Raw genomic sequence first — 22,292 nt, forward strand, 5'->3', positions numbered from 1 at the left:
ATCAGAGGAAGCAGTTCGTGGACCGCCTCCTCTCCAGTCCTTTGGTGCCGGTGCAGCATGATGCAGAGCCGCAGGTCATGAAAAGTCAGCCGTGACATCCTCTGCTGCCTCAGCCCTCATGTTTGTCACCTTTGAGAGATGCCGCTCCAACTCGGTACCCTCGATGCGTTTTTGGGTGCAGAGTGCTGTGGCAAGGTCGATGAGCACAGGCTTGAAGCGCGTGAGGAGTTGCATCGCCCCTGTCTCGGCCCGCGCCAATTGCGTCTCAATCCTTTGCCGAAGATGGGCGTCCAGCACCAGGCGTGACAGACTGGCCTCTGTGTCTCCCAGCCAAACGCGGGAGCTGCCGAGGCCCCAGGAAATCTCCGTGGCCGTGGCAAGTTGCGTGGCCTTGGCCAAATCGCTTTCCGCCCCGCCTCCGGCACCAGCGCTGATGTTCCCCAGCACAAGCCGTTCCGCGGCCCGCCCGGCCAAAAGGCGGCACAGATCGGCGCGGATGTCGTCGCGCGTTTGATGCCCAGCCGGCATGGCAAAAGCGGCCCACCCGCCCCCGGATCCAATCGCCAGGGCCACGGGAATTGCGGCCCCATTGGCCGCCGCGACAATCGCGTGACCCGCCTCATGCACCGCCACGCGCCAGAGCTGAGATGGCGGCAAGGGAGGGCGCAGGTTGCGAATTTCGGCCTCAAGATCTGCAAGGGCAAGCGCCCGGCGTTCTGAGCGGGCATGCGACCGCGCCGTTCTGACCAGAGCCGCCACCTGAGCGCCCGACATCGCCTCCGCCATCTGGCTGAGCCGCACCAGATCCGCTGACGGAAGATCATCCTTCAAATGCCAGCGAAACACTTCTGGCAGCAGATCAGGGCCGCTGACCTCCAGCCGAAGGAATGTGTCAAACCGCCCCGGCCGCCGGATGGCCGGATCAATCTTGGCCAGATGATTGGTCGCGCCGATGACGATGACGCCCTCACGATTTGCAAAACCATCCAGACATTCGAGCAGCCCGCCAATGATGAAGTCAGTCCAGGCTGAATTGTGATCCGGCGCGCGATTGCGATCGCCAAGCGCATCCAACTCATCAATATAGAGAATACAAGGCGCCAAGGTTTGCGCGCGCGAGAACGCCGCCCGCATCGATTTCAGAATTTCGCCAGATCGACCGCTGTCAGAAGACCATTGCGCCAAGGATGTGGCAATGGTCTCAAATCCTGCATCCCGCGCCAAAAGCCGCGCGATCTCTGTTTTGCCGGTGCCGGGCGGACCGACCAAAAGTAGGCCTCGCGTCACATCAGCCCAAGCAATTTCCCCCGCTTGCCATGCCAGCAAATCCTCGATCATGCGCTTGAGCGTGGACTTGACCTCAGCAGGCAGCGGAAACTCCATCAACCCCGGCCCTTTGACCACTTGGGGCGAGAGCCGCTGGGTCAAAATCTCGATGGCGCCTTGGCGGGTTTCGGCTCTGCATGCCAAAGCCAGATCTTCGGGTTCAAGATGCCCCACGGGCAAGTTGGCGGGCGGACATACGGGGTCACAATCTGGGTAAGCCACGCGCAACGCCACATCCAAGATGCTCGCGTCGAGGGGGACGAGATCGCGGCACGTGGCGCCCAAGCTCTGGACCGGCTTCAGCAAATCATGAGCTGATGCCGCGACAAGCGTGATCGGCTGCCCCTGCTCCAAGGCCTGAATAAAGGTGTCGCGCAAGCCTGAAAAGGTCCGGCCGGCGCTGTCGCTGCCTTCTCGCAAGACTTCTGAAACGCGGGCAACGAAGGGGGCCTCTTCAGCGCCTTGAGCGCTTGCCGCATTGAGAAGGAGCGCAACCGAAGGCGCCAGCTTTGCGGCATGGGCGCAAAGGACGGTGATTTGCGACCGGTCAGAAAGAGCGGCCTCCAAGACCTCCTGCGTCTCAAAGGTTTTTGCAATCTGCAGCGCCGCCATGAGGGTTGCGGGGCGTGGACGCAGGCATACTTCATCAATCACGCGGGGCGGTGAACTGGGGTGAATCATATCCATTTCGTCTAGCTCGCGGTCCAATTTCGGAAACAGATCTCCCAAGTTTTCCGCCGCTGCCGCCACGGCCTTGGGCGCTGCCTCCGGCATTGCTGGTGCTTTCTCGGCGGGCGTTACGATCAAGAAGGCTGTCTCGCGGCTGCTGCTTTTGGCGAGAAGTGACAGGAGGTCATCGGCAAGGGAGCACCAGCTTGCAGCGGTCAGGGCACTTGGGGGCAGAAATGTGTGGCGGGTATCGGTCATGTGCAAAGCTCCAGAACATAAAGAAGGGATCGCCCTAGGGCGTTCAGAGGCGTGGCAATTGAGAGGAAGGCGTCAGGCGGCGGAGCGGACCTCGTCCAGCATGCGGTTGATCAATGGCAGCGCGGCGATGGCATAGATTTCCGATTTCACCCGGATCTGCCCGCGAAACAGATGGGGCGCCAAGCGTGCCGAAGGCATTTCAACCAAGATGCGTTTGTGAAGGGACTTTTCGGTTTGGATCGCGGCAGCACCCGTTGGCATGGGCACGACCCGCAGCAATTGGCCCGGAGTTGTGACGCCGGACAGCAGTTGGTGGCTCAGCCGCGAGGCAGGATCCTTTGAAAAGCCAAGTTTGATGGCGGGCTCTTTCCCGTTCAGGAGGAACTGCATCACATAAAGGGCGCTTTGAGCGGCCGGCCATGCCATCCCGCATCGTGGGCAGCTGAAGCGCCCTGACTCCATATTGGCCAGGGCAATCGGCAGCTCCGCCCCACAGGCCAGATGTGCATAGAGCCGATAGCTGACCCGCCCTGCCGGGTCCGCCCCGATGAGCCGCCAACCGCGCGCCAGTGCTGTCGCCTGCTGGCGTTGCGCATGGCATGTCTCGCATCGCGCCGCAGCTTCTCCGCGCGCCATCCTTTGCACAAACTCAAACTCGCGGCGGAGTTCATGCCCGCATAGGGCGCGGAAAATCCCATAGTGGCGGCTCTTGGGGTCACGGCCCAACAAAACCAGGCCTGCATCCAAGGCGATCCTTTTATGCTTCTCAGCCAGACAGGAATGGCATGTGGGCTGGGACTGCAGAATGACCGAATGCCGCGCCCGCAGAACCTCCCCACAAGAGAGACAATACAAGGCATAGTAGCCATTTTTCCTGAGACGGCTGAACGCCCGAAAGCCTTTCACGCGCGCCGCCAAGACGATTTGCGCGTTCATCGGGCGGTCGCTGAGCGCATAGGCGCCAGTCAGGACATCTGAAGATTGGTTTAGGCAAAACTGTGTCTTGAGCATAAGAACACCCTTTCAAGCGATTAGATTTTCTGGGGAAAACGGGAGCGCGGCTCTAGGCCGCAAAGGCGCAATCGAATGCGTTGGCCTCATCGAGCCCAATGTCTTCAGGCAGGTAATCTAGCAGAGCCAGCAGCCTTGAGATCAACCTGCAGAACTGCTGCATGGATTTTGCGCTGGATTGGAGAGCGGCCCGTGGATGGGCGGCCTCGGCGATAAAAAACACATGCAGACGCCGATAGGTTTCGGGATCAGCGGTGATCATCATGGACGAAAACGCCTTGCCAAGGGCTTGCATGCGGGCATCCATTTGGGAGAGGGGATCGGCATCGCACAGCGCCGCCGCGGCGCTGATCGCGGTCGTCCTCGCCGCCTCAGCATCCTGAAACCAGCGGTCAAAAGCGAGATCGCCAACCGGCGCGCCTTCAAGGGCTGCTTCTGCATCGCAAAGGGTATCGAGCCGCGCAATCAGGCTCTCAAATGCCTCTGCGGCTGGAGTGAGAGTGTCGAGCGTGTTGCAAGAGGTTGCCAGCTGTGTGTCCAAGCCGTTCTGGTCAATATTCATTTCATGCTCCAATGGAACAAGGGCTTCACGTTTGCCGCTTGTGTTGTTATGTCTCAAACATAAAATATGCGACCCGATAAGTCAATCCCGGAACGTAAAAAAAGATGTACGAAACATGATTAGCATAGCTCAAATAAAGGCTGCACGGCTTTTTCTTGGATGGGAGCAAGCTGAACTTGCTGAAAAGACAGGGATTTCTCTCCCCACTGTCCAGAGAATCGAAAACCCAAAATTTGGGCCGGGCAGATCAAGGTTAGAGATTGTCGAACGCTTGATGGCTGCACTCGAGCAAGGCGGAATTGAGTTTATCCGAGCGGAAAATGGCAAGGGAGAAGGCGTCAGGCTGCGGTTGCCGACACAAATTGAGGCTGACTTCGACAGCTGAGGAGTTTGCGAGGGGCACCGAGGCCTCTCGCTTCGGAGTGTTGGGCAAAACTGCCCTTGTGGGAAGGCAGGCGCAGTTGTGAGAGTTTGCGTGAGCGGCCCTTTGCAGACGTTCGTCCCGCCACAACGCTGCATGGCAGCATTCTCCGAAGCGGCCTTTCGAAGGTCGGCCGGGCGAAACTCGGGAAGGGCGTAGAACCCCTACGATCTGCTCTTCGCTTCGTATCATTCGCTTCATCGTCCGTCCCTTCCTTGGGGCGGACACTAGTCGCAACTGGAGGAGAAATCCCGTGGCAGGTCACTACCTGCGCAAGGACCAGTTGTTCGGCCCAGGTGACGCCTTGTTTCCCAAGCTGAAAATGTCCCTCAAGAAAGGATCCCTTGCGTGGGAAGAACTCTCCCGTGAAACCTATGGCACAACCGGGACGATCCGCGAGGTCATCAAGACGGCCAACACCGACGCCGGTTTGCCCCCCTTCGGCCCCCACAGTCTCCGCAAGACACGCGGCATCCTCGCGAACGACTTCTGCAAGACCCCCGAGCAGTTTCAGGCCTGGTCGATGAACCTAGGCCACGAAAGCATCGCAACCACCTTAAGCGCCTATTGCCCTGTTTCTCCATCGCGGCAGGCAGAACTCATCCGGGGGTGCTGCCAGACGAATGCGAACCAGTCTCCGTTTCCCCTACCCCACCCGCCTGTCGGTCAGCGAAAAGGTCGCGCCACTCTGCGAGAGCGGCGGCACGGGCCTGTTTGTAGGCGTTGCGATCTTGGAGGTGACGCTCCGTTGGGAAGTGGTTGTGGACCGAGGCATGCACTGAAGCGAATTTCTGTAAGGTGTGCATGCGGCGGAGCCGCAGCATGGCTCGCTCTCGTCGCCGGAATGGCAAGTATAAACTCTCAGCACGGTTGTTAAGCCAGCGCCCCGTCTCGCGGTCATCGCCGCGGCCCAGGTCTTTCAGGGCAGCACCGTAGGATCGAAGCCTGTCCGTCACGATGGTCTCGGGCCGCCCCTGCCGCTTCACCGATTTCCTGAGGATTTCAGCGCCGCCTTGCGGTCTCGCGTCTTGGTGACGACGCTTTCGAGCACCTCGCCCTCATGGTCGACGGCGCGCCAGAGGTAGTTCATCTCGCCATTGATCCTTACGTCGACCTCGTCCAGGTGCCAGCGCCAGTGGCGGCAGGCGCGCATTGCCTCGACACGTTTGCCACGGATTTCGGATGCAAACATCGGGCCGAACCTGTTCCACCAGTGTCGCACGGTCTCGTGGCTGATCTCGATCCTGCGCTCGTGCAGCAGGTCCTCGGCATTGCGCAGGGAATTAGGTAACCGGATGTAGAGCATCACCGCAAGGCGGATGATCGACGGGCTGGTCTTGAAGTAGCGGAACGGGGAACGCTTGGTCATCTGGTGAGGCTAATCGGTCGCCCTGCCCCGCGGCAAGATTGGTTCCTCTGACATTACCCTTGCGACCAGTCCCACGCGATCCGGCTGGTTAGATCGGCGACCGGAGCGATCATGTCGGGATGGAAGCCTACCGGGACGTCGCCGCGTTTCACCTTGTCCGGCCAATCCGGGTCTGCGATGGCGGCCCTGCCCAGCGAGATCAGGTCTGTCTCTCCGCCAGTCAGCAGCGTTGCTGCCAGATCGCCCGTCTCCAGCCTGCCGTTGGCAATGACAGGGTGACCGGAGTGGCGGCGGGCCAGACCCGCAAGGCTCAATCCGCTGTCAAAGACCGGAGCGCAGCCGGTGTGCGAACTGATGTGCAGGTAAAGCCCCGGCACGCGCCCGACGGCGTTAAAGATGCCCTCGGCCTCAGCCGCGCCGTTCTGCCATTGCGCCGCGGCGTCATTGGCGCGCGACTGTGACAGACGCAGGCCCAGAATGCGGTCTGTCGGCACCGCCTCACGCACGGCCTGCAGCACGGCCATCAGAAAGCGCAGTCGGTTATCCAGCGATCCGCCCCAGCCATCGCTGCGCTGGTTGCTGTCAGGCGTCAGGAACTGGTGGATCAGATAGCCGTTGGCGCCGTGGATCTCGACCCCGTCAAAGCCCGCGTCGATGGCATTGCGCGCAGCTTGCCCGAAGGCCGCGATGATTGTGGCGATCTCATCCTCATCCAGCGCGGCGGGGATGGCATAGGGGCCCATCCCGCGATAGCGCCGGGCAATCTCTCCTGCCGGGCGGATGGCCGAGGGCGCCACCGTCCGCCGCCCGCGCGGATTGCCTTGCCCCAATGCCCCCGCATGAGAGAGTTGCAGGACGATCCGACCGCCTGCTGCATGAACCGCTTCCGTTACCTGCCGCCAGGCGGCAATCTGCGCCGGGGTCACGATGCCCGGCTGGCGGAAATAGCCTTGCGACGCGTGGTCATCGACATAGGTCGCCTCGCTCACGATCAGGCCCCAGCCGCCTTCCGCATAGCGACGGTAATAGGCGGCCATCTCGGCCGTGGCGCTGCCGTCGGGCGTGGCGCTGACCCGGGTCAGTGGCGCCACGACCAGCCGGTTCGGCAGGTCAAGTGGCCCCTGGAGGAAGGGTTCGAAAAGCGGTGCGTTCATGAGACCTCTCCGTTTCAGTTCAGCCGCGCGTCAAGCGCGTAGGGATCGTACCAGTCAAAGGGCGCGCCCGAGGTGTTCACCATCACGGCCTTCGCGGTGAAATAGGCGTTGAACGCCTCTTCCCCGAATTCGCGCCCGATGCCCGACAGCTTCACCCCGCCCCAGGGTGAGGCGGCATCGACGCGGTGGTGATCGTTGATCCAGACGATCCCGGCCTGCACATTGCGGGCAAAGCGGTGGGCGCGGGCGACGTCGCCCGTATGCACCGCCGCGGCCAGCCCATAGGGCGAGTCATTGGCGATGCGCAGCGCGTCCTCCTCGGTGTCGAAGGGGATGACAACGGTGAAGGGGCCGAAGACCTCTTCGCGGGCGATGGTCATTTCGGGCGTCACATCGGCAAAGACCGTGGGCCGCACGAAGAAGCCGCCGGAATTGCCCAGCTCTTCGGGGACGCGGCCCCCGGCGACCAGACGCGCGCCTTCGGCCAGCCCGGTTTCGACGAAACCCAGAACCCGTTCACGTTGGCGGGCCGAGATGACGGGGCCCATCTGGGTGGTCATCTCGAAGGGGTCGCCGACGCGGATCGCCTCGGCCCGGGCGGCGAGTTTGGCGACGAACTCGTCATAGACCGGGCGCTGCACCAGATGGCGGGCGGCACAGACGCAGGTCTGCCCGGCACCCACGAAAGCCCCGAAGGCGGCATAGCTCACGGCGCGGTCCACATCGCAATCGGCAAAAACGGCGACCGGAGTTTTCCCGCCCAGTTCCAGCGTCTGGCTGGCAAAGTTGCGCGCAGCGGCAGAGCCGGCGGCGCGGCCTGATTCCGTGCCGCCGGTCAGCACAAGTTTGTTGATGCCCGGATGTTCCGACAGCGCCTTCCCCGCCACCGCGCCATATCCGGTGACCACATTCAGTACGCCCGCGGGCAGCCCCGCCTCGGCAAACAGTTCCGCCAGCCGCAGCGTGGTCAGCGGCGTCAACTCCGAGGGCTTCACGACCGTGGTGCAGCCGGAGGCCAAAGTGGGCGCGATGTTGCGGCAGGCGATCAGCAGCGGATGGTTGAAGGGCGTCACATTGGCCACCACCCCCACCGGCAGGCGGTTGGTGAAGGCGTGATAGTCGCCCTCAACCGGGATCACCGAATCCCGCCGCGCCATGGCAAGGCCGGCATTGTAGCGGAACAGGTCCGGCACCCGGGCAATCTGGGCGCGGGTCTCGCGGATCGGGCGGCCGTTGTTCAGCGTTTCCAGCGCAAACAACTCCTCCAGATGCGCCTCCATCACATCGGCCAGCCGGTTGACCAGACGGCAGCGGGCGCGCAGCGCCATCCCGCCCCATTCGTCGCTTTCAAATGCGCGGCGGGCGGCGCGGATGGCAAGATCGACATCTGCGGCATCAGCCTCGACCACTTCGGCGATGACCTCGCCGGTGGCGGGGGCGATGACGGGCATCATCCGGCGCCCGGCGGTGGATTGCAGCGCGCCGTCGATGAACAGGCCAAAGCTGCGGGGCGTGGCGCTTTCGGCCACGAGGTTCGTGAAGGCGGACATGGGTTTCCTCCGGTGTCGGATGGGGATGGGCGGTCAGAGACTGAACAGGGCCTGCGCGGAACCGCCCAGAAGGGCGCGCTGCGTGGCCTGATCAAAGCCGGCTTCCAGCACATGGCCGACGGGGTCATACTCGGCCATGTCATAGGGATAATCGGTGCCCATCATCACATGATCGGCGCCGACCAGTGCGACCAGCGCCTGCAGCTGCGGCACGGTGAAGACCACGCTGTCGAACCAGATGCGCTTCAGATACTCGGTCGGCGGCAGCGGTGTGCTCTGGCAGTCCGAACGGGCGCCCCAGGCATGATCCATCCGCCCGCTATAGGCCGCGACATAGCCGCCGCCATGCACAGCAATCAGCTTCAGCGCCGGATAGCGTTCCAGCACCCCGTCGAAGATCAGGTAATGCAGCGCAACCGTGGTGTCGAAGGGGTTGCCGATGGTGTTGTTGAAATAGAACCGCGACAGCCGCGTGCCATCGGAAAAGCCGTTCGGATGCAGCAAGATCACCGCGCCCAGCGCCTCGGCCGCAGCCCAGAACGGCTCAAATTGCGGGTCCGACAGTTCCAGCCCGTTCACGCTGGTCAGGATCTGCGCGCCGCGAAAGCCGTTGGCCATCAGCCACGTCAATTCCGCCACCGCCGCCACCGGATCGGCCAGCGGGACCGAGCCGAGCGCGCTGAACCGGCCCGGGGCTGCGTCGCGGAAACGGGCGACGCCTTCGTTCACCGCCCGCGTTGCCTCAACCGCAAGGCCCGCGTCCGGCAGGCTGTAGAAGCACTGGAACGGCGTCGGCATGATCACCTGATGGTCGATGCCATAGCGAGCCATCTCGGCCAGCCGGTGCTGCACATCCACCATCAGGTCACGCCGCTCGACGCTCTGCTTCATGTTCAGCGCCCGGGTTTCCGGGGTGGAAAAGCGGACCAGTGGCATGGTCATCGGGTCGAAAACACCCGCCACCATGGCCTGCGCCTCGGGCACGTCCACATGGCTGTGCATGTCGATGGTCCGCGCCCCCGCCGGCAACGGTGCGCGGGGCAGATTCCGGGGCCGCGCGGCGGTGACATCATAGCGGTTTGCGCCCGGCGGCAGCGCCGCACCTGTGGCAAGGTCTTGCATCCTGTTCTCCCTCTGCGGGCGCTGGATCAACGCGATCGCGCGACTCACACCCTTCGGGATCAAACATGCACTGCACAGTGCAGTGAAGTCAACAGGCTTTTCGGCGGATCAGCCGGGCGAAAGGCCCAGCCCGCGATAGACCGCCGGCATGCCCGCCAGATACATCGTTACGGCCACCTCGACCGTCTCGGCGGTGTTCTGGCTGGCTTCGACGCCATAGATGAAACGGCGCACGCCGTAGTAGAACAGCCCGCCGTGCAGCATCCACGTCGCCTCACGCTCTTGCGCGGTCAGCGGCACGGCATCGAAACCCGGAAGGTGCAGGCTGTGGCGCAGTTCCTCGCAGAAGCGGGCGATGACGCCCTTTTCGATCAGCGGGTTGTAGCGCTGGTTCAGTTCAAGGTTGCGCAGTCCGGAATAAAGATAGACCCGCATCCATTCCGAGGCATGCATGATCTCGGCATAATGGGCGTAGAAGTCGATCAGCCGATCGTGCAGCGAACGGCTGCGGTCCGTCAGGATACGGTCGAACTCCGCCCGCCAGCGGCCGCGGAACAGTTCCTCATAAACAGCGTCGATCAGTTCTTCCTTGTTCGGGAAATACTGATAGAGCAGCGGTTGCGTGACGTTCAGATACTTGGCCAGCGCATGGGTAGACCCGTCCAGCCCGTGTTCCGCAAAAAAGCGGATGGCCCCGTCCAGGATCATCTGCCGGCGTTCCGAAGGCGCATAGCGGCGGCGGACCGGGGCAGGCGCGGAATCTGTCGTCATCTTTTCCTCCATGCCCGTAAAATATTGACACCGACGCTGATTATCAATCAATAAATTGATAACGCGCTATGTGAAAGGACCGCCCATGCCGCAGATGAGGGACCCTGAACCGCTGGTCTGGGGGCACGGCCCCGCCCTGTTCGAGATCTTTCTGGAGCCCACCTGCCCGTTTTCGGGCCGCGCCTTCGGCAAGCTGGAGGCGCTGATGCAGGCGGCGGGTGAGGACCGGCTTACGCTGCGGTTGTGGCTGCACTCCCAGCCGTGGCACATGTTTTCGGGCGTGATCACCCGGGCGGTGCTGGCCGCCGCCGCCGGCCCCGGCGGCAAGCAGGGTGCTTGGAATCTGATGGCGGCGGTCTTTGCCCGGCAGCCCGAGTTCGAATTCGAAGATCACGCCCGCGGCCCCAACATGGACCGCACGCCTCGGCAGATCCTTCAGGCGCTGGAAGAGATTTCCGGCCTTTCGCTGACAACGGCCTTCGACGCGCGCGGCCTGCAGAAGACGATCAAGGCGCACACCCGCTATGCCCGCCAGAACGGCATCCACGTTTCGCCCACATTTATGGTGGGTGGGCTGGTACAGGCCGATCTGGGCAGCGGCGATGACATCGGCCGCTGGCTGGACGCGCTTGGACTGGGCTGAGGGGCCGGGCGCGCCGCCCGACCCCAGCCGGCGCTTCAGGCAAAGTTCAGAACTGCCGTGTCGCGCATGATGGTGTGCAGATTGTGCTGCGCCGCCCATTCGGCCTTTCCTGCGGCATCGCCAAACTGCGGCATCAGGTATTCGCCCATGTAACGGCTGCGCGCCCAGGCCTTGCGGTTGGCGGCAAGGCGGGCGGCCTCATATGCGCGCAGGCCTTCGGCCACCGGCCGGTCGCCTGCCAGGCATTCGGCCAGAGCGACGGCGTCCTCGCAGGCCTTGGTCACGCCCGCCCCGATGTGCGGACGGGCAAGGAATGCCGCGTCCCCCGCCAGCGCGACGGAAAGCGCCGTCATGGCGGGGCTGGCCAGATCGTAGATCGGCGTGAAGAACAGCGAATGCGCGTGGTCCAGCATTGCGATCAGATTGGCGGGCAGCTTCGCCCGGGCATCGGCTTTCAGCCCCGCCAGAACATCGCGGCGGATCAGCGGCGGCGGGATCGACAGGTCATGCGTCACGCCGGCCTCGTCGGTCAGCATGTCGCGCAGCTGTTCCGCGCTGGCCGTGCGATACCACACGAAGTTATAACGGCGGTGGCCGGGGCGCAGGTCGTTCTCGGGCCCCGCGATGGGATAGCCGATCACCTCGCCGTCGCCCTCTGGCAGGTGAAAGCCGAAATGGTCAAAGACCTGATCCCGGGCTGCGGCGGGCAGGTCGGCCTCGCTGACCAGACCGCGCCAGACGACATAACCCGCATAGTCCGGCCGCACCTGCGGGAACAGCGCCTGCCGGACGGTCGAGCGAAAGCCGTCGGCCCCCAGCAGCAGATCGCCCTCGGCCTCATGCCCGTTGGCGAACCGCGCCTGGACGCGCCCGCCATCGCTGGCAAAGGACTGCAGCACATGGCCAAGATGATAGCGGTCATCCGGCACCCGGGCCCGCAGCCTTGCCTGCAGGCAATCCCATGAGGTGACAAGCTGCGGAAAGGCAAAGCGGGCAATTTCGGCGCCCGCCGCATCAAATCCCACGCGGTATTCACTGACCACGCCCAGATCGCCGGTGTCGGCCCCCGCCGCCTTCAGCGCCTCCAGCAGCGGGGGATGGGTCACGATCCCGGCGCCGCGGCCGGAAAGTTCTACCTCCACCCGCTCAAACACCTCCACGTCCCAACCTGACCGGTCCAGCAAGGCCGCGGCGGCCAGCCCGCCGATCGAGCCGCCCACAATCAATGCGCGTCGCGCCATCGCTTCCTCCTCTTGTCTCCTCTTTAATTTATCAATCGATAATTAGATTCGAGTCAAGACCTCTGGCGCGGCCGCAGGCTGCGGGCGAATGCGCTGGGGCTTTCGCCGGTATAGGCCGCGAAAGAGGTCGAAAAGGACGACGTGCTGGCAAAGCCCAGTTCCAGCGCGATATCGGTAATCGCGCGATCTCCGCGCCGCAGCAGGGCCATGGCGCGCCGGATGCGGGCCTCACGCTGGAAATCGCGCCAGCTTTGGCCCAGTTCGGCCTGCATCCGGCGGCGCAGGCTGCGTTCGGACAGCCCCGCCAGAACCGCCGCCTCGGAAAGCGTCAGGTCGGGGCCTACGGCCTCGACCCGCGTCAGCAGGCGGCGCAGCCCCTGATGCCGCGCGCGGGGCGACCACATCACGCGGGGCGCGCTGAACCAGCCCGGCACCATCTCGCCCAGGGTGGTGAAGAACGCGGCCGAGCGCGGATCGCCACCCCGCCCCGGCCCCCATTTCAGCCCATAGGCCAGCAGGACTGCCATCAGGCCTTCGCTGCGCCGCACCCAGCAGCCGTCATGGCGCCAGTCCACCTCGCCCCGCGCAAACCGGACCTGCAAAAGATCCGTCGGTGCCAGCGTCCGCAGATGAAAGGCCCGGCCTTTCGGGATCATGACCATATGACCGGGCGGGATGGTCCAGCTGCCGCTGTCGCCCCGCAGCTCGATCGCGCCGCCGCGGCACAGCAGCAGATGGTCATCCGGCAGAGGCCGGAAGGCACGCGCCAGATGCGGCAGGGTGACCGTGGCGGCAAAGCTGCCCGTTTCGCCGGGGCCGGTGCCAAGAAAGGTCACGCCCCCGGCGCTGCGGTTGGCCGCCCGGATGAACTCTTTGTCCGTTTGCGAAAAGCGGACAGCGACGGGGCGTGTCAGCATGGCGTCAGACCCGCTGCACAAGGAGCATGGCCGCCATGACCCCAACTTTCTGGCCGGACGGCATCCGTCTGGTGCTGTCGATCTCGATGCAGTTCGAAGCGGGCGGTCAGGCGCCCTATGGCGCCGGCGGGCCGTTTTCCGGCTTTATCGAGATGGACCCGGCCTATCCCGACTTCCCGACCCAAAGCTGGTATCGCTACGGCTATGTCGAAGGCCTGCAGCGGATGCTGGACCTGTGGGACAAGCACCGCATTCGCGTCACCTCGCATATGGTGGGCAGCGCGGTGGACCGTTCGCCCCATATCGCGCGTGAGATTGTCGACCGCGGGCACGAAGCCGCCGCCCATGGTCGCGACTGGGTGCTGCAGGTGGGTCTTCAGGCTGAAGAAGAGCGCGCCTTCATCGCCGACAATGTCGCTTCGATCCTGCGGGCGACGGGGAAAAGGCCCGTCGGCTATAACGGCGCCGCAATGCGCGGCACGATTAACACCTTGAAAATCCTTCAGGATCTGGACTTCACCTATCACATTGACGATGTGAGCCGCGACGAACCCTTTCTGATCCCGATTCGCGGCCGGGATTTCGCCGTGGTGCCCTATTCGCTGACGCTGAACGATATCGTGCAGTTTGAGGGCTATCGCCTTGATGCCCCGGCCTACGAACAGCAGCTGAAGGATGAGTTCGACCTGCTTTACGAAGAGGCCGCCCTGCGGCGCCGGATGATGTCGATCTCGACCCATGACCGGGTGCAGGGCCGCCCCTTCCGCGTGCGCTCGCTGGACCGTTTCCTGACTTACGCCCTGTCGCATCCCGGCGTGGTCTGCCTGCGCAAGGACGAGATTGCGCGTTTCGCCCTTTCGGCCCCCGATGTGGTGCGCGACCCGAATCCCCACGACGAATGGGCGGTCTGGGAACGCGCGCACGGGCGGCAACTGATTTCCCCCATCGGCTGACAAGGAAGAACGCGCGTGACGGATATTGCAGTAATCGGCGGCGGCATCGTCGGTCTGGCGACGGCCCTGCGCCTGCAGGCGGTGCTTCCCGGGCGGACGGTCACCCTGCTGGAGAAGGAAGATGCGATCGCCAGCCACCAGACGGGCCGCAACTCGGGCGTGATCCATGCGGGCATCTACTATGCGCCGGGCAGTCTGAAGGCCGAATTCTGCCGCCGCGGGCTGGCGATGACCGTGGCCTTCTGCCGCGAACATGGCCTGCCCTATGACCAGCGCGGCAAGCTGATCGTGGCCACCTCGGCGCCCGAGATGGAGCGGATGGCGGCGCTTGAGGATCGGGCGCGCCGCAACGACCTGCCGCTTGAACGGCTGGACCGCACCGAACTGCAACGGCGTGAGCCGAACATCGCGGGGCTTGGCGCGCTTTTCAGCCCGACGACAGGAATTGTCGATTATGGCGCGGTCACCCGTAGGATGGCGGACCTCTTTACTGCCGCTGGTGGCGATCTGCGTCTTGGCGCGCGCGTGGCCGGCATCCGGGAAATGCCGCGCACGGTCACCCTGGACCTGGGCGCGCAGGACATGCTGGACGCCCGTCATCTGATTGTCTGTGCCGGACTTGAGGCGGATCGGCTGGCCGCGATGAGCGGTCTGGCCGATGATTTCCGCATCGTGCCCTTCAAGGGCGAATACTTCCGTCTGGCGCAGCGGCATGACCGGGTTGTCCATCATCTGATCTATCCCGTCCCCGATCCGGCCCTGCCGTTTCTGGGGGTTCACCTGACGCCGATGATCGGCGGCTATGTTACCGTGGGGCCGAATGCGGTGCTGTCTCTGGCCCGCGAAGGCTATGGCAAACTGGCCTTCAACACCCGCGATCTGGCTGACATGCTGGGCTTTGCCGGGTTCTGGCGCACCATGGCGGCGAACCTGCGCCCCGGTCTGCATGAGGCGCGGATGTCGCTGTTCCGCCGCAGCTATCTGCAGGCCTGCCGCCGCTACTGCCCCGCGCTGGAGTTGGAAGACCTGACACCGCACCGCCCCGGCATTCGCGCGCAGGCGGTGATGCGGGATGGAACGCTGGCGCATGATTTCCTAATCCGGAGGACGGCGCGCACGATCCATGTCTGCAACGCGCCGTCACCCGCAGCCACCTCGGCCATGCCGATCGCTGAACATGTGGTGGCACAAGCGGTTGACGGGTTCGGGCTGTGACCCAGGTTTCCCCGCACGACAGGCGCGCGGGGCACCCGTTCATACGCGGCGCACGCCGGGCGGAATATCCAGCGGCGGGTTCTGGCTGTCCAAAAACTCGACCGTGGTGAAGACCAGATCGGTGTCGCCCACATTCTGCAGATCATGAATCTTGAACGCACCGGGCGCGTAGCGGTGGTGCATGGTGGACCCCGCTTCATATACCGCCTCGACCGTGCGGCCATCGTCCATATGCGAGATCGCGCGACCCGGCGTCACCGCGGTCCAGAAGTAATCCAGCACATGCTTGTGAAAACCGATCCGCTGCCCGGGGGCCAGCCGCAGCGACCAGACGCGGACGCGGTCGCTTTCCGACACAAGGGTGCTGCCAACGCAGCCGTTCTGACCGGCCGTCAGGAATTCGCGTTTCAGATCCTCGGGCCAGTCAAAGCCGGACGGATCGGGCGTGCCATTCAACATGGTAAACCTCAGTGTTTGCAGATGAAAGGGCCGCGCCAATCAGGGCGCGGCCGGAACCGTCATTCGATGACGTAGTCAACCGGAAAGCTGTAGCCTGCCGCCTTCGCGGCCTGCAGATAGCTGTTGAAGATCGCCGGTCCGTCGTAGCCCGCGGCGGTAAACTCTTTCGCCTTGGTCGCCGGCAACCCGGCCAGACGTTGCGCCCAAGCCTGCCGCTCTTGCTCGGACAGGACGGTAATGACGGCGCCCGCATCTTTCAGCTTTTCGATGCCGGCGGCCTGATCGCGGTCAAGCGCCTCGGCCGTCACCATCTCATACTCGGTGGCAACCTCGCGGATGATCTCGACCACCTCGGGCGGCAGCTTGGCCAGCGTGTCGTTGTTGATCATCAGGCCGTTCACCATCATCGCGCCCATGTCGATGATCTTGTAGTTGGGCGCCACCTCATACAGCTTCAGCCCGTAGTAGCTGGACGGAAACAGCATGTTGCCTTCGATCACGCCGGTCTGGATGTTGGTGTAGTAGTCAGGAATGCCCGTCTGCACCACGGTCGTGCCCGACCCTTCAAGCCAGACCAGGTTCGGCCCCGCGCCGCCCAGCTTGTGGCCGGACAGATCGGCGAACTTTTCCCATTCGAACTTGGTTCCGACGTTGTAGTTGTCGTAACCCGACAGCGCCATAAACGTTTGATTATAGGCGGAAAAGTCCGCCAGCGCCGGGTTCTGCGCATAGACCGTCCGGGTGATTTCCAGCTGCTTCACGGCCGAGGGCGGCGAGAACGGGATGAAGTAGTTCAGGTTCTGCGCCATGGCCTTCGACGGCTCGAAGCAGAAGCAGACATGCCCCATGTCGAGGATGCCCTTCTCCACCGCCTCCAGCGTCTCGTCCAGCTTGGCCAGCGAGCCGCCATAGGCCTCGATGAACCGCACCTTGTGTTCAGTCCGTTCGGCCACCCGTTTCTCGATCTCTGGCACAAGAAACTCATGCGAGGTGTTCACATAGGTCACCGGCCCCTGCGGATGGCCCGAACCGATGCGCAGGGTGAACGTATCCGCCGCGGTGGGTCCGGTCAGCGCGATCAGCGCCATTACCCCGCTAAGCGGGGCCATCTTGAAAACTTCCATCGTCTCCTCCCGATGCAAATGGAATTCTGTTGTCGGTTTATTTATTGAATGATAAGTAATGCGTCAGACTCAACTTTGTCAAGCCGGTTTCGCGGCACCGCCGCGACCCGGGAGGGAGGAGAAAATGACAAGCAGGACAGACGGGGCCGTATCCCTGTTGAATGCGCTGGCCGCGATGTGGGCCTTTGTGCTGGCGTTCGTGATTCTAGCCGACGTTCTGGGCAGGGCGATTGGCGTCTCGTTTCAGGGCACGGTGGAACTAGTGGCGAATTCGATCGTGGCGATCGTCTTCCTGCAGTTTCCGCTGACCATCGTGCGCGGGCGCTTCCTGCGCTCGACCGTGATTTATGACGCGGTGTCGGACCGCGGGCGGAAGATGATCGACCTGATGTCCTGCGTGCTGGGGCTTGGCATCTTTGTCGCCATCGCTTGGGGCGGGTGGTCCGACATGATCACCAGCTTCCGCATCGGCGAGTTCGAGGGCGAAGGCGCGCTGCGCGTGCCAGTCTACCCCACCCGCGCGATCATCTTCGCGATGAGCGTGCTGAGCATCCTTTGCTATCTCCAGCTGATCTTCCGCCTCCTGGGCGGGGCGCGGCTGTCCGATTACGCCGAATCCCAAGAACAGGAGGTCTGAGATGGACCCGACCCTTCTGACCCTGCTGAGCCTTGGTCTACTGATTGCCATGATCCTTGTGGGTGTGCCGATCGGCATTTCACTGGGCGCCGTGTCGCTGGCCGGGCTCTGGCTGCTGTTCGACAGCTGGGAAATTGCCCGAGGTACCGCGGGCAGCGTCGCCTTCAGCATGCTGCGCGAATACACCTTCGGCACCATCCCGCTGTTCATCATCATGGGGAATTTCATCGCCGCTTCGGGCGCGGCGCGGGATTTGTACACCATGACGAACCGCGGCCTGCGGCGCATTCCGGCGCGGCTGGCGGTGGCCACGGTGATTGGCAACACGATCTTTGCTGCCATCTCGGGTGTCAGCGTGGCGGCCGCGGCCACCTTCTCGCGGATCGCCTATCCGCAGATGCGGCGCTACAACTACGACCGGCCGATGGCTTTGGGCGTCATAGCGGGCAGCGCCATGCTGGGCATGCTGATCCCGCCGTCGATCCTGCTGATCTTCTGGGGCGTGCTGACGGAAATCTCGATCGGCAAGCTGTTCGTGGCCGGAATCGTGCCCGGCTTCATGGTGGCGGGCCTGTTCATCCTGTATCTGGTCTTCACCGCGATCAGGCACCCCGAAAAGGCCCCCTATCATGTGGGAGAGGGCGAGCCGAGCGTCACCGCTGAACCTCTGGGCTGGCCGGTGATCCTGTCCGGCGGCCTGATCCTTGCGCTGGTGGCGCTGGTGATCGGCGGTATCTGGGGCGGGCTTTTCACCCCGACCGAGGCGGCGGGCGTCGGCGCCCTGGGGGCGCTTGTGATTGCGCTGCTCAAAGGCGTGACCTGGCGCGGCATCCTGGACGGAATCATCTCGGCGGGGGTGACCACCGCGCCGATCATGTTCCTTCTGCTGATGGCCGGGCTCTACTCGCGTTTCCTTGTCACAAGCGGAACGCTGGACCTCTTGACCGAGTGGATCGTTAATGCGGGTTTCGGGCCGGTCACCCTGCTGATCGCCATGACGCTGGTCTGGCTGGCGATGGGAACTCTTCTGGACTCCTCATCGATCATCCTGCTGACCGTCCCGATCTTCGCCCCCATCGCGCAAAGCTTTGGCTACGACCCGCTGGTTTTTGCGATCTACGGCATCCTGATCATCGAGGCCGGCCTGCTGACCCCGCCCTTCGGCATCCTCGTCTTCGTGGTCAAGGGATCGGTGCCCGAAAACGTACCCTTGTCCGAGGTTTTCCGCGGCGCGGTGCCCTACTGGCTGCTGATCTGCCTTGCCGGGGTGCTGCTGATCCTGATGCCGGGTCTGGTCACCTACCTGCCCAACAACATGTAAGAATGGAGAGAACCGATGGAAAAATCCATGACGCGCCGCCGCGCGGTAATCGTTGGCGGCTCGATCGGCGGGCTGTTCGCCGGGCTGCACCTGTTGCGCCGGGGCTGGGAGGTGACGATCCACGAACGCGTGCCGGTGCCCCTTTCAGGGCGCGGCGCCGGGATCGTGACCCATGCCGAACTGTTCGAGGCGCTGGCGACCGCGGGCCTTGCCGCAGGGGATGAAATCGGCGTGCCCACCCCGGGCCGGGTGGTGCTGGCCCGCGACGGCGCCGTGGCCGCCCGCCGCGATCTGCCACAGATCCTGACCTCATGGGGCCGGATGTATGAGCTTCTGGGCGAGGCCTTCCCCGAACAGCTGTATCTGCGCGGCAAGAACTTCCTGTCGTATGAAGAGGATGCCCAAGGCGTCACCGCGCATTTCGAAACCGGCGATCCTGTCCGCTGCGATCTGCTGATCGGCGCAGACGGGTTCCGCTCGGCCGTGCGGGCGCAGTTCGACCCTGCGGCGCAGCCGCTTTATGCGGGCTATATCGCTTGGCGCGGCATGGTCGAAGAGGCAGCCCTATCCGACCGTGCCCGGGCCGAGATGTTCCCCTATTTCGCCTTCTGCCTGCCCGAGGGCGAGCAGATGCTGGGCTATCCGGTCGCGGGCGAAGGCAATGATGTGCAAGAGGGGAACCGGCGCTACAACTTCGTCTGGTATCGCCCGGCGGACATCGCTACCGAACTGCCCCGCCTGCTGACCGACCGCAACGGCGTGGTGAATGAGGTTTCGATCGCACCGAACTTGATCCGGGATGAGGTCATCGCCGAAATGCGGGATGCGGCGCAGCGCCTGCTGTCACCGCAGTTCGCCGAACTGGTGGCCAAGACAGCGCAGCCTTTCATCCAGCCGATCTATGATCTGACCGTGGGCCGGATGGCGCGGGGGCGGGTGGCGCTGCTGGGTGATGCGGCCTTTGTCGGGCGGCCGCATTGCGGGATGGGCGTCACCAAGGCCGCGCAGGATGCCGCCGCGCTGGCCACCGCACTGGACGATGCCGGCACGGTTCCCGCCGCGCTGGAGCGCTTCAACGACCAGCGCTGTGCGGTGAACCGGCAGGTTGTGGACCATGCCCGCGCCCTTGGAGCCTATATGCAGGCGCAGCTGCTGTCCGCCGAAGAGCGGCAGAATGCCGAACGCCACCGCTCGGCCGAGGCGGTGATGCGCGAAACCGCGACGGCGGATTTCCTGCGCGCCACCGCCGCCTGATCAGCGGGCGCGGCCGCCACCAGGCGGCCCCGCCCCATCCTGCAGCGGATAGCGCAGAAAGAAGATCTGCACCGCTTCCTCTACCACCTTGCGAATATGCGCCTCGGGGTGGGTTTCGGGCTGGCCCAGAATCTGCAGGAATACCAGCGGTTCATTGATCAGGCCGATGAACTGCCGGGCGGCCAGCCCCGCATCATCGGCCTGAATCCGTCCCGCCGCCACCAGCGTCTCGACATAGCGGATGATACCCTGCGTCACCGGCCGCTTGCCCTGATCGAGATAATGCAGGCTGATTTCGGGCAAGATAAAGCTTTCACGGATCGCCATGCGCGCAATCGCGATGGCATCGCCCTCCAGCCAGAAGGCGGTGATCGCCCGGCCGATGCGGGTCATTGTGGCACGCGGATCGGCGGTGGCATCCAGTGTGCCGGTGATTTCGGCAATCCCGATCCGGGTCCAGACCCGGGCCAGAGATTGTTCGACCAGCGCCTCTTTGCTGGCGAACTGGTTGAACACGGTGCGGCGCGATACCCCCGCCTCGGCCGCGATGTCGCCCATGCTGATCCCGTCCGAAGACCGGCGCAGCAGAAGGCGGATCGTCGCCGCCATGATCGCCTCTTGCGTGGGCGTAACCTGCGGCCCGGCGCCCTTGGCGGGCTGGCTTCCTTCATGGGCGATCTGTACCATCGTTCCCCCGCTCTGCACATCGTGATGCTATCTTGTGTCTGATTGCATTGGGGTGTGCAAGCCACCGGCGCGGGTTGACAGTGCCTGGCCCGCCCTCTATTGATCGCTTGATCATTTACTGGCCCGCGATCCGGAAGCCCCCGATGCCCCCCACTTTCGTAATGATGATCCTGGCGGGCGCGGCCCTTCCGCTGCAGTTCGCGCTGAATGCGCTCTTGGCACGGACGGCGGCCGTCTCGGCCATCTGGGCGGCGATGGTGTCGCTGTTCGTCAGCTTCACCTGCATGGCCGGGGTCATGCTGCTGACCCGGCAGGAATTTCCGTCCTGGCAGGTGCTGCGGACGGTTCCGGCAATCTACTGGTTCGGCGGGCTGGGTGGGGCGATCTTTGTGACCACATCCACATTCGCCCTGCCACGACTTGGCGCCGCGACCTGCGTGGCACTGGCCCTGCTGGGGCAGCTCGTCATGTCGTCAGCAATAGACCACTTCGGCCTGTTCGGCCTGCCTCACAAGGCGGTTGACATGCAACGGATGGTGGGGATCGCCCTCGTCCTTGCCGGAGCCTTCGTATTGCGCTAAGGCTCCGGCGGCCGCAATGCCCAAGGCCATCGGCATATGCGCAAGCCGCTTGCGTCCTGGCGAAAACACCCGGTCAACTTGGCCAATCCGCCTCGCCGAAGTACGATGTCGCAATGCGGCATTTACCCCTCATCCTTGTGCTACTGCTGTTTGCGGCCCTTAGCTGCCGGTAAGGATGACCGCCGCGCCGCGGTGCAGCTTCCCCGAACCGGTCAATTAGGAATGCCGCAGCATTTTTGGTATTGAGTGTCAGCTATGCGGACAAACCTGCCAGTCGCTCCCAAGAATTGCATTTGCGTCAAAGCAGATGTATCCGCAGGCTCAAAGTCGTGCGCGGGAGCTCACCTTTGCTGCCATTCTCCGATCCGGAAGCAGTCGCCCACTATGTTGATGGCCCTGTTCGGCAGGTTCCGGGCTTTTACGGTCTGCAACAGATGACGCGTCTCCTTCTCGCTGAACGGATTCAAGACGATGCGCATGTACTCGTCCTCGGCGCCGGCGGCGGACTGGAACTGAAAGCCTTTGCCGAAACAGAAGCTGGATGGCGTTTCTGCGGTGTTGATCCTTCAGTAGAGATGCTGGGTCTGGCAAAGCGCACGCTCGGGCCACTTGCTTCTCGCGTCGATTTCTATGAGGGAACTATCGACAGTGCTCCTTTCGGTCCGTTCGATGGGGCGACCTGCCTCCTAACCCTCCACTTCCTTGCCGAGAACGAGCGCCGGCGCACTTTGAGTGAAGTGCATCGAAGGTTAAAGCTTGGCGCTCCATTTGTAGTCGCCCACCATAGCTTTCCACAGGATGTTGAGGAGAAGGCGAAATGGCTGGCCCGCTATGCCGCCTTTGCGGTGGCTTCCGGTGTACCCATTGCGAACGCGGAAAGAGCGATCGCGGCAATCAGTGAGCGGCTGCCGACCTTGTCTCCAGAGCAGGACGAAGCTCTGCTTCGGGAAGCAGGATTTGCAGACGTTGCCCTGTTCTACACGGCATTCACGTTCAGAGGTTGGGTTGCCTACAAGGCGTGATTAGCCCTGTGCCCGCTTCGCTGTC

At 63.6% G+C, this 22,292-nt stretch carries 21 protein-coding genes and 1 pseudogene; 9 read left to right on the top strand and 13 right to left on the bottom strand.

Features of this window, described 5'->3' with window-relative positions:
• Window positions 1-75 precede the first annotated feature (75 nt).
• The 3 genes from FQU74_RS19320 to FQU74_RS16705 all read right to left on the bottom strand — a co-directional run bounded on the left by FQU74_RS19320 (window position 76) and on the right by FQU74_RS16705 (window position 3,826).
• Complete coding sequence (locus FQU74_RS19320; protein WP_158635612.1) at window positions 76-1,470, bottom strand: AAA family ATPase; 1,395 nt, start codon at window positions 1,468-1,470, stop codon at window positions 76-78.
• Window positions 1,471-2,325: 855 nt separating this feature from the next.
• Window positions 2,326-3,264, bottom strand: coding sequence for a GIY-YIG nuclease family protein (locus FQU74_RS16700; RefSeq protein ID WP_146287614.1), 939 nt, complete (start codon window positions 3,262-3,264; stop codon window positions 2,326-2,328).
• A 52-nt stretch (window positions 3,265-3,316) separates the two neighbouring features.
• Window positions 3,317-3,826 (bottom strand): hypothetical protein, encoded by a 510-nt coding sequence (locus FQU74_RS16705; RefSeq protein ID WP_146287615.1) that lies wholly within the window; start codon window positions 3,824-3,826, stop codon window positions 3,317-3,319.
• 115 nt (window positions 3,827-3,941) lie between these two features.
• On the opposite strand from FQU74_RS16705, the gene FQU74_RS16710 reads away from it, so the two are divergent.
• Complete coding sequence (locus FQU74_RS16710; RefSeq protein WP_146287616.1) at window positions 3,942-4,211, top strand: helix-turn-helix domain-containing protein; 270 nt, start codon at window positions 3,942-3,944, stop codon at window positions 4,209-4,211.
• A 710-nt stretch (window positions 4,212-4,921) separates the two neighbouring features.
• On the opposite strand, the pseudogene FQU74_RS16715 reads toward FQU74_RS16710, so the two are convergent.
• The 5 genes and pseudogenes from FQU74_RS16715 to FQU74_RS16735 all read right to left on the bottom strand — a co-directional run.
• Window positions 4,922-5,616: pseudogene (locus tag FQU74_RS16715) on the bottom strand (IS6 family transposase); the annotation flags it as partial.
• 53 nt (window positions 5,617-5,669) lie between these two features.
• On the bottom strand, window positions 5,670-6,770 hold the full coding sequence (locus FQU74_RS16720) for an oxidoreductase (protein ID WP_146287617.1): 1,101 nt from the start codon (window positions 6,768-6,770) through the stop codon (window positions 5,670-5,672).
• Between the two features lie 14 nt (window positions 6,771-6,784).
• A complete protein-coding gene (locus FQU74_RS16725; protein WP_146287618.1) occupies window positions 6,785-8,320 on the bottom strand; it encodes an aldehyde dehydrogenase in 1,536 nt (511 codons plus the stop codon).
• A 33-nt stretch (window positions 8,321-8,353) separates the two neighbouring features.
• Window positions 8,354-9,442, bottom strand: coding sequence for an amidohydrolase family protein (locus tag FQU74_RS16730; protein ID WP_146287619.1), 1,089 nt, complete (start codon window positions 9,440-9,442; stop codon window positions 8,354-8,356).
• Window positions 9,443-9,550: 108 nt separating this feature from the next.
• Window positions 9,551-10,213 (bottom strand): TetR/AcrR family transcriptional regulator, encoded by a 663-nt coding sequence (locus tag FQU74_RS16735; protein ID WP_158635613.1) that lies wholly within the window; start codon window positions 10,211-10,213, stop codon window positions 9,551-9,553.
• 85 nt (window positions 10,214-10,298) lie between these two features.
• Here FQU74_RS16735 and FQU74_RS16740 point away from each other — a divergent pair, with 85 nt between their 5' ends.
• A complete protein-coding gene (locus tag FQU74_RS16740) occupies window positions 10,299-10,856 on the top strand; it encodes a DsbA family protein (RefSeq protein ID WP_146287621.1) in 558 nt (185 codons plus the stop codon).
• Between the two features lie 35 nt (window positions 10,857-10,891).
• Here the strand turns inward: FQU74_RS16740 and FQU74_RS16745 are convergent, their stop codons facing one another.
• Both FQU74_RS16745 and FQU74_RS16750 read right to left on the bottom strand, forming a co-directional pair.
• Complete coding sequence (locus FQU74_RS16745; RefSeq protein ID WP_146287622.1) at window positions 10,892-12,097, bottom strand: FAD binding domain-containing protein; 1,206 nt, start codon at window positions 12,095-12,097, stop codon at window positions 10,892-10,894.
• A 53-nt stretch (window positions 12,098-12,150) separates the two neighbouring features.
• A complete protein-coding gene (locus FQU74_RS16750) occupies window positions 12,151-13,014 on the bottom strand; it encodes a helix-turn-helix transcriptional regulator (protein ID WP_146287623.1) in 864 nt (287 codons plus the stop codon).
• A 35-nt stretch (window positions 13,015-13,049) separates the two neighbouring features.
• On the opposite strand from FQU74_RS16750, the gene FQU74_RS16755 reads away from it, so the two are divergent.
• Window positions 13,050-13,967 carry a polysaccharide deacetylase family protein gene (locus FQU74_RS16755; RefSeq protein ID WP_146287624.1) on the top strand — a complete coding sequence of 306 codons (918 nt, stop codon included), beginning with the start codon at window positions 13,050-13,052 and terminating at the stop codon, window positions 13,965-13,967.
• Window positions 13,968-13,982: 15 nt separating this feature from the next.
• Window positions 13,983-15,182, top strand: a complete 1,200-nt coding sequence (lhgO, locus tag FQU74_RS16760; RefSeq protein ID WP_146287625.1) for an L-2-hydroxyglutarate oxidase — start codon at window positions 13,983-13,985, stop codon at window positions 15,180-15,182.
• Window positions 15,183-15,221: 39 nt separating this feature from the next.
• Here lhgO and FQU74_RS16765 read toward each other — a convergent pair whose 3' ends face one another.
• Both FQU74_RS16765 and FQU74_RS16770 read right to left on the bottom strand, forming a co-directional pair.
• Window positions 15,222-15,641, bottom strand: a complete 420-nt coding sequence (locus FQU74_RS16765; protein WP_146287626.1) for a cupin domain-containing protein — start codon at window positions 15,639-15,641, stop codon at window positions 15,222-15,224.
• Window positions 15,642-15,700: 59 nt separating this feature from the next.
• Window positions 15,701-16,765 (bottom strand): C4-dicarboxylate TRAP transporter substrate-binding protein, encoded by a 1,065-nt coding sequence (locus tag FQU74_RS16770; protein WP_146287627.1) that lies wholly within the window; start codon window positions 16,763-16,765, stop codon window positions 15,701-15,703.
• A gap of 124 nt (window positions 16,766-16,889) precedes the next feature.
• Between FQU74_RS16770 and FQU74_RS16775 the strand changes: the two genes are divergently transcribed.
• From FQU74_RS16775 to FQU74_RS16785, 3 genes are read left to right on the top strand one after another with little or no spacing between them, the layout of a single operon-like run.
• Window positions 16,890-17,402, top strand: a complete 513-nt coding sequence (locus tag FQU74_RS16775) for a TRAP transporter small permease subunit (RefSeq protein WP_158635614.1) — start codon at window positions 16,890-16,892, stop codon at window positions 17,400-17,402.
• A 1-nt stretch (window position 17,403) separates the two neighbouring features.
• A complete protein-coding gene (locus FQU74_RS16780; RefSeq protein WP_146287629.1) occupies window positions 17,404-18,723 on the top strand; it encodes a TRAP transporter large permease in 1,320 nt (439 codons plus the stop codon).
• Between the two features lie 15 nt (window positions 18,724-18,738).
• Complete coding sequence (locus tag FQU74_RS16785; protein ID WP_146287630.1) at window positions 18,739-19,977, top strand: FAD binding domain-containing protein; 1,239 nt, start codon at window positions 18,739-18,741, stop codon at window positions 19,975-19,977.
• On the opposite strand, the gene FQU74_RS16790 is transcribed toward FQU74_RS16785, so the two are convergent.
• Window positions 19,978-20,664: a TetR/AcrR family transcriptional regulator gene (locus FQU74_RS16790; protein WP_146287631.1), complete on the bottom strand. Its 687-nt coding sequence runs from the start codon at window positions 20,662-20,664 to the stop codon at window positions 19,978-19,980.
• A gap of 143 nt (window positions 20,665-20,807) precedes the next feature.
• On the opposite strand from FQU74_RS16790, the gene FQU74_RS16795 reads away from it, so the two are divergent.
• Together FQU74_RS16795 and FQU74_RS16800 are read left to right on the top strand one after the other, a co-directional pair.
• On the top strand, window positions 20,808-21,245 hold the full coding sequence (locus FQU74_RS16795) for a DMT family transporter (protein WP_146287632.1): 438 nt from the start codon (window positions 20,808-20,810) through the stop codon (window positions 21,243-21,245).
• A 242-nt stretch (window positions 21,246-21,487) separates the two neighbouring features.
• Complete coding sequence (locus FQU74_RS16800) at window positions 21,488-22,267, top strand: class I SAM-dependent methyltransferase (RefSeq protein ID WP_229704410.1); 780 nt, start codon at window positions 21,488-21,490, stop codon at window positions 22,265-22,267.
• Window positions 22,268-22,292 lie beyond the last annotated feature (25 nt).

It is taken from the genome of Gemmobacter aquaticus (assembly GCF_007859075.1).
Lineage (GTDB): Bacteria > Pseudomonadota > Alphaproteobacteria > Rhodobacterales > Rhodobacteraceae > Gemmobacter > Gemmobacter aquaticus.

What these genes read in the sequence shown, in the direction of transcription:
- FQU74_RS16700 (WP_146287614.1), bottom strand. Translation starts at nt 3,264, where the DNA reads ATGCTCAAGACACAGTTTTGCCTAAACCAATCTTCAGATGTCCTGACT.
- FQU74_RS16705 (WP_146287615.1), bottom strand. Translation starts at nt 3,826, where the DNA reads ATGAATATTGACCAGAACGGCTTGGACACACAGCTGGCAACCTCTTGC.
- FQU74_RS16710 (WP_146287616.1), top strand. Translation starts at nt 3,942, where the DNA reads ATGATTAGCATAGCTCAAATAAAGGCTGCACGGCTTTTTCTTGGATGG.
- FQU74_RS16720 (WP_146287617.1), bottom strand. Translation starts at nt 6,770, where the DNA reads ATGAACGCACCGCTTTTCGAACCCTTCCTCCAGGGGCCACTTGACCTG.
- FQU74_RS16725 (WP_146287618.1), bottom strand. Translation starts at nt 8,320, where the DNA reads ATGTCCGCCTTCACGAACCTCGTGGCCGAAAGCGCCACGCCCCGCAGC.
- FQU74_RS16730 (WP_146287619.1), bottom strand. Translation starts at nt 9,442, where the DNA reads ATGCAAGACCTTGCCACAGGTGCGGCGCTGCCGCCGGGCGCAAACCGC.
- FQU74_RS16735 (WP_158635613.1), bottom strand. Translation starts at nt 10,213, where the DNA reads ATGACGACAGATTCCGCGCCTGCCCCGGTCCGCCGCCGCTATGCGCCT.
- FQU74_RS16740 (WP_146287621.1), top strand. Translation starts at nt 10,299, where the DNA reads ATGCCGCAGATGAGGGACCCTGAACCGCTGGTCTGGGGGCACGGCCCC.
- FQU74_RS16745 (WP_146287622.1), bottom strand. Translation starts at nt 12,097, where the DNA reads ATGGCGCGACGCGCATTGATTGTGGGCGGCTCGATCGGCGGGCTGGCC.
- FQU74_RS16750 (WP_146287623.1), bottom strand. Translation starts at nt 13,014, where the DNA reads ATGCTGACACGCCCCGTCGCTGTCCGCTTTTCGCAAACGGACAAAGAG.
- FQU74_RS16755 (WP_146287624.1), top strand. Translation starts at nt 13,050, where the DNA reads ATGACCCCAACTTTCTGGCCGGACGGCATCCGTCTGGTGCTGTCGATC.
- FQU74_RS16765 (WP_146287626.1), bottom strand. Translation starts at nt 15,641, where the DNA reads ATGTTGAATGGCACGCCCGATCCGTCCGGCTTTGACTGGCCCGAGGAT.
- FQU74_RS16770 (WP_146287627.1), bottom strand. Translation starts at nt 16,765, where the DNA reads ATGGAAGTTTTCAAGATGGCCCCGCTTAGCGGGGTAATGGCGCTGATC.
- FQU74_RS16775 (WP_158635614.1), top strand. Translation starts at nt 16,890, where the DNA reads ATGACAAGCAGGACAGACGGGGCCGTATCCCTGTTGAATGCGCTGGCC.
- FQU74_RS16780 (WP_146287629.1), top strand. Translation starts at nt 17,404, where the DNA reads ATGGACCCGACCCTTCTGACCCTGCTGAGCCTTGGTCTACTGATTGCC.
- FQU74_RS16785 (WP_146287630.1), top strand. Translation starts at nt 18,739, where the DNA reads ATGGAAAAATCCATGACGCGCCGCCGCGCGGTAATCGTTGGCGGCTCG.
- FQU74_RS16790 (WP_146287631.1), bottom strand. Translation starts at nt 20,664, where the DNA reads ATGGTACAGATCGCCCATGAAGGAAGCCAGCCCGCCAAGGGCGCCGGG.
- FQU74_RS16795 (WP_146287632.1), top strand. Translation starts at nt 20,808, where the DNA reads ATGCCCCCCACTTTCGTAATGATGATCCTGGCGGGCGCGGCCCTTCCG.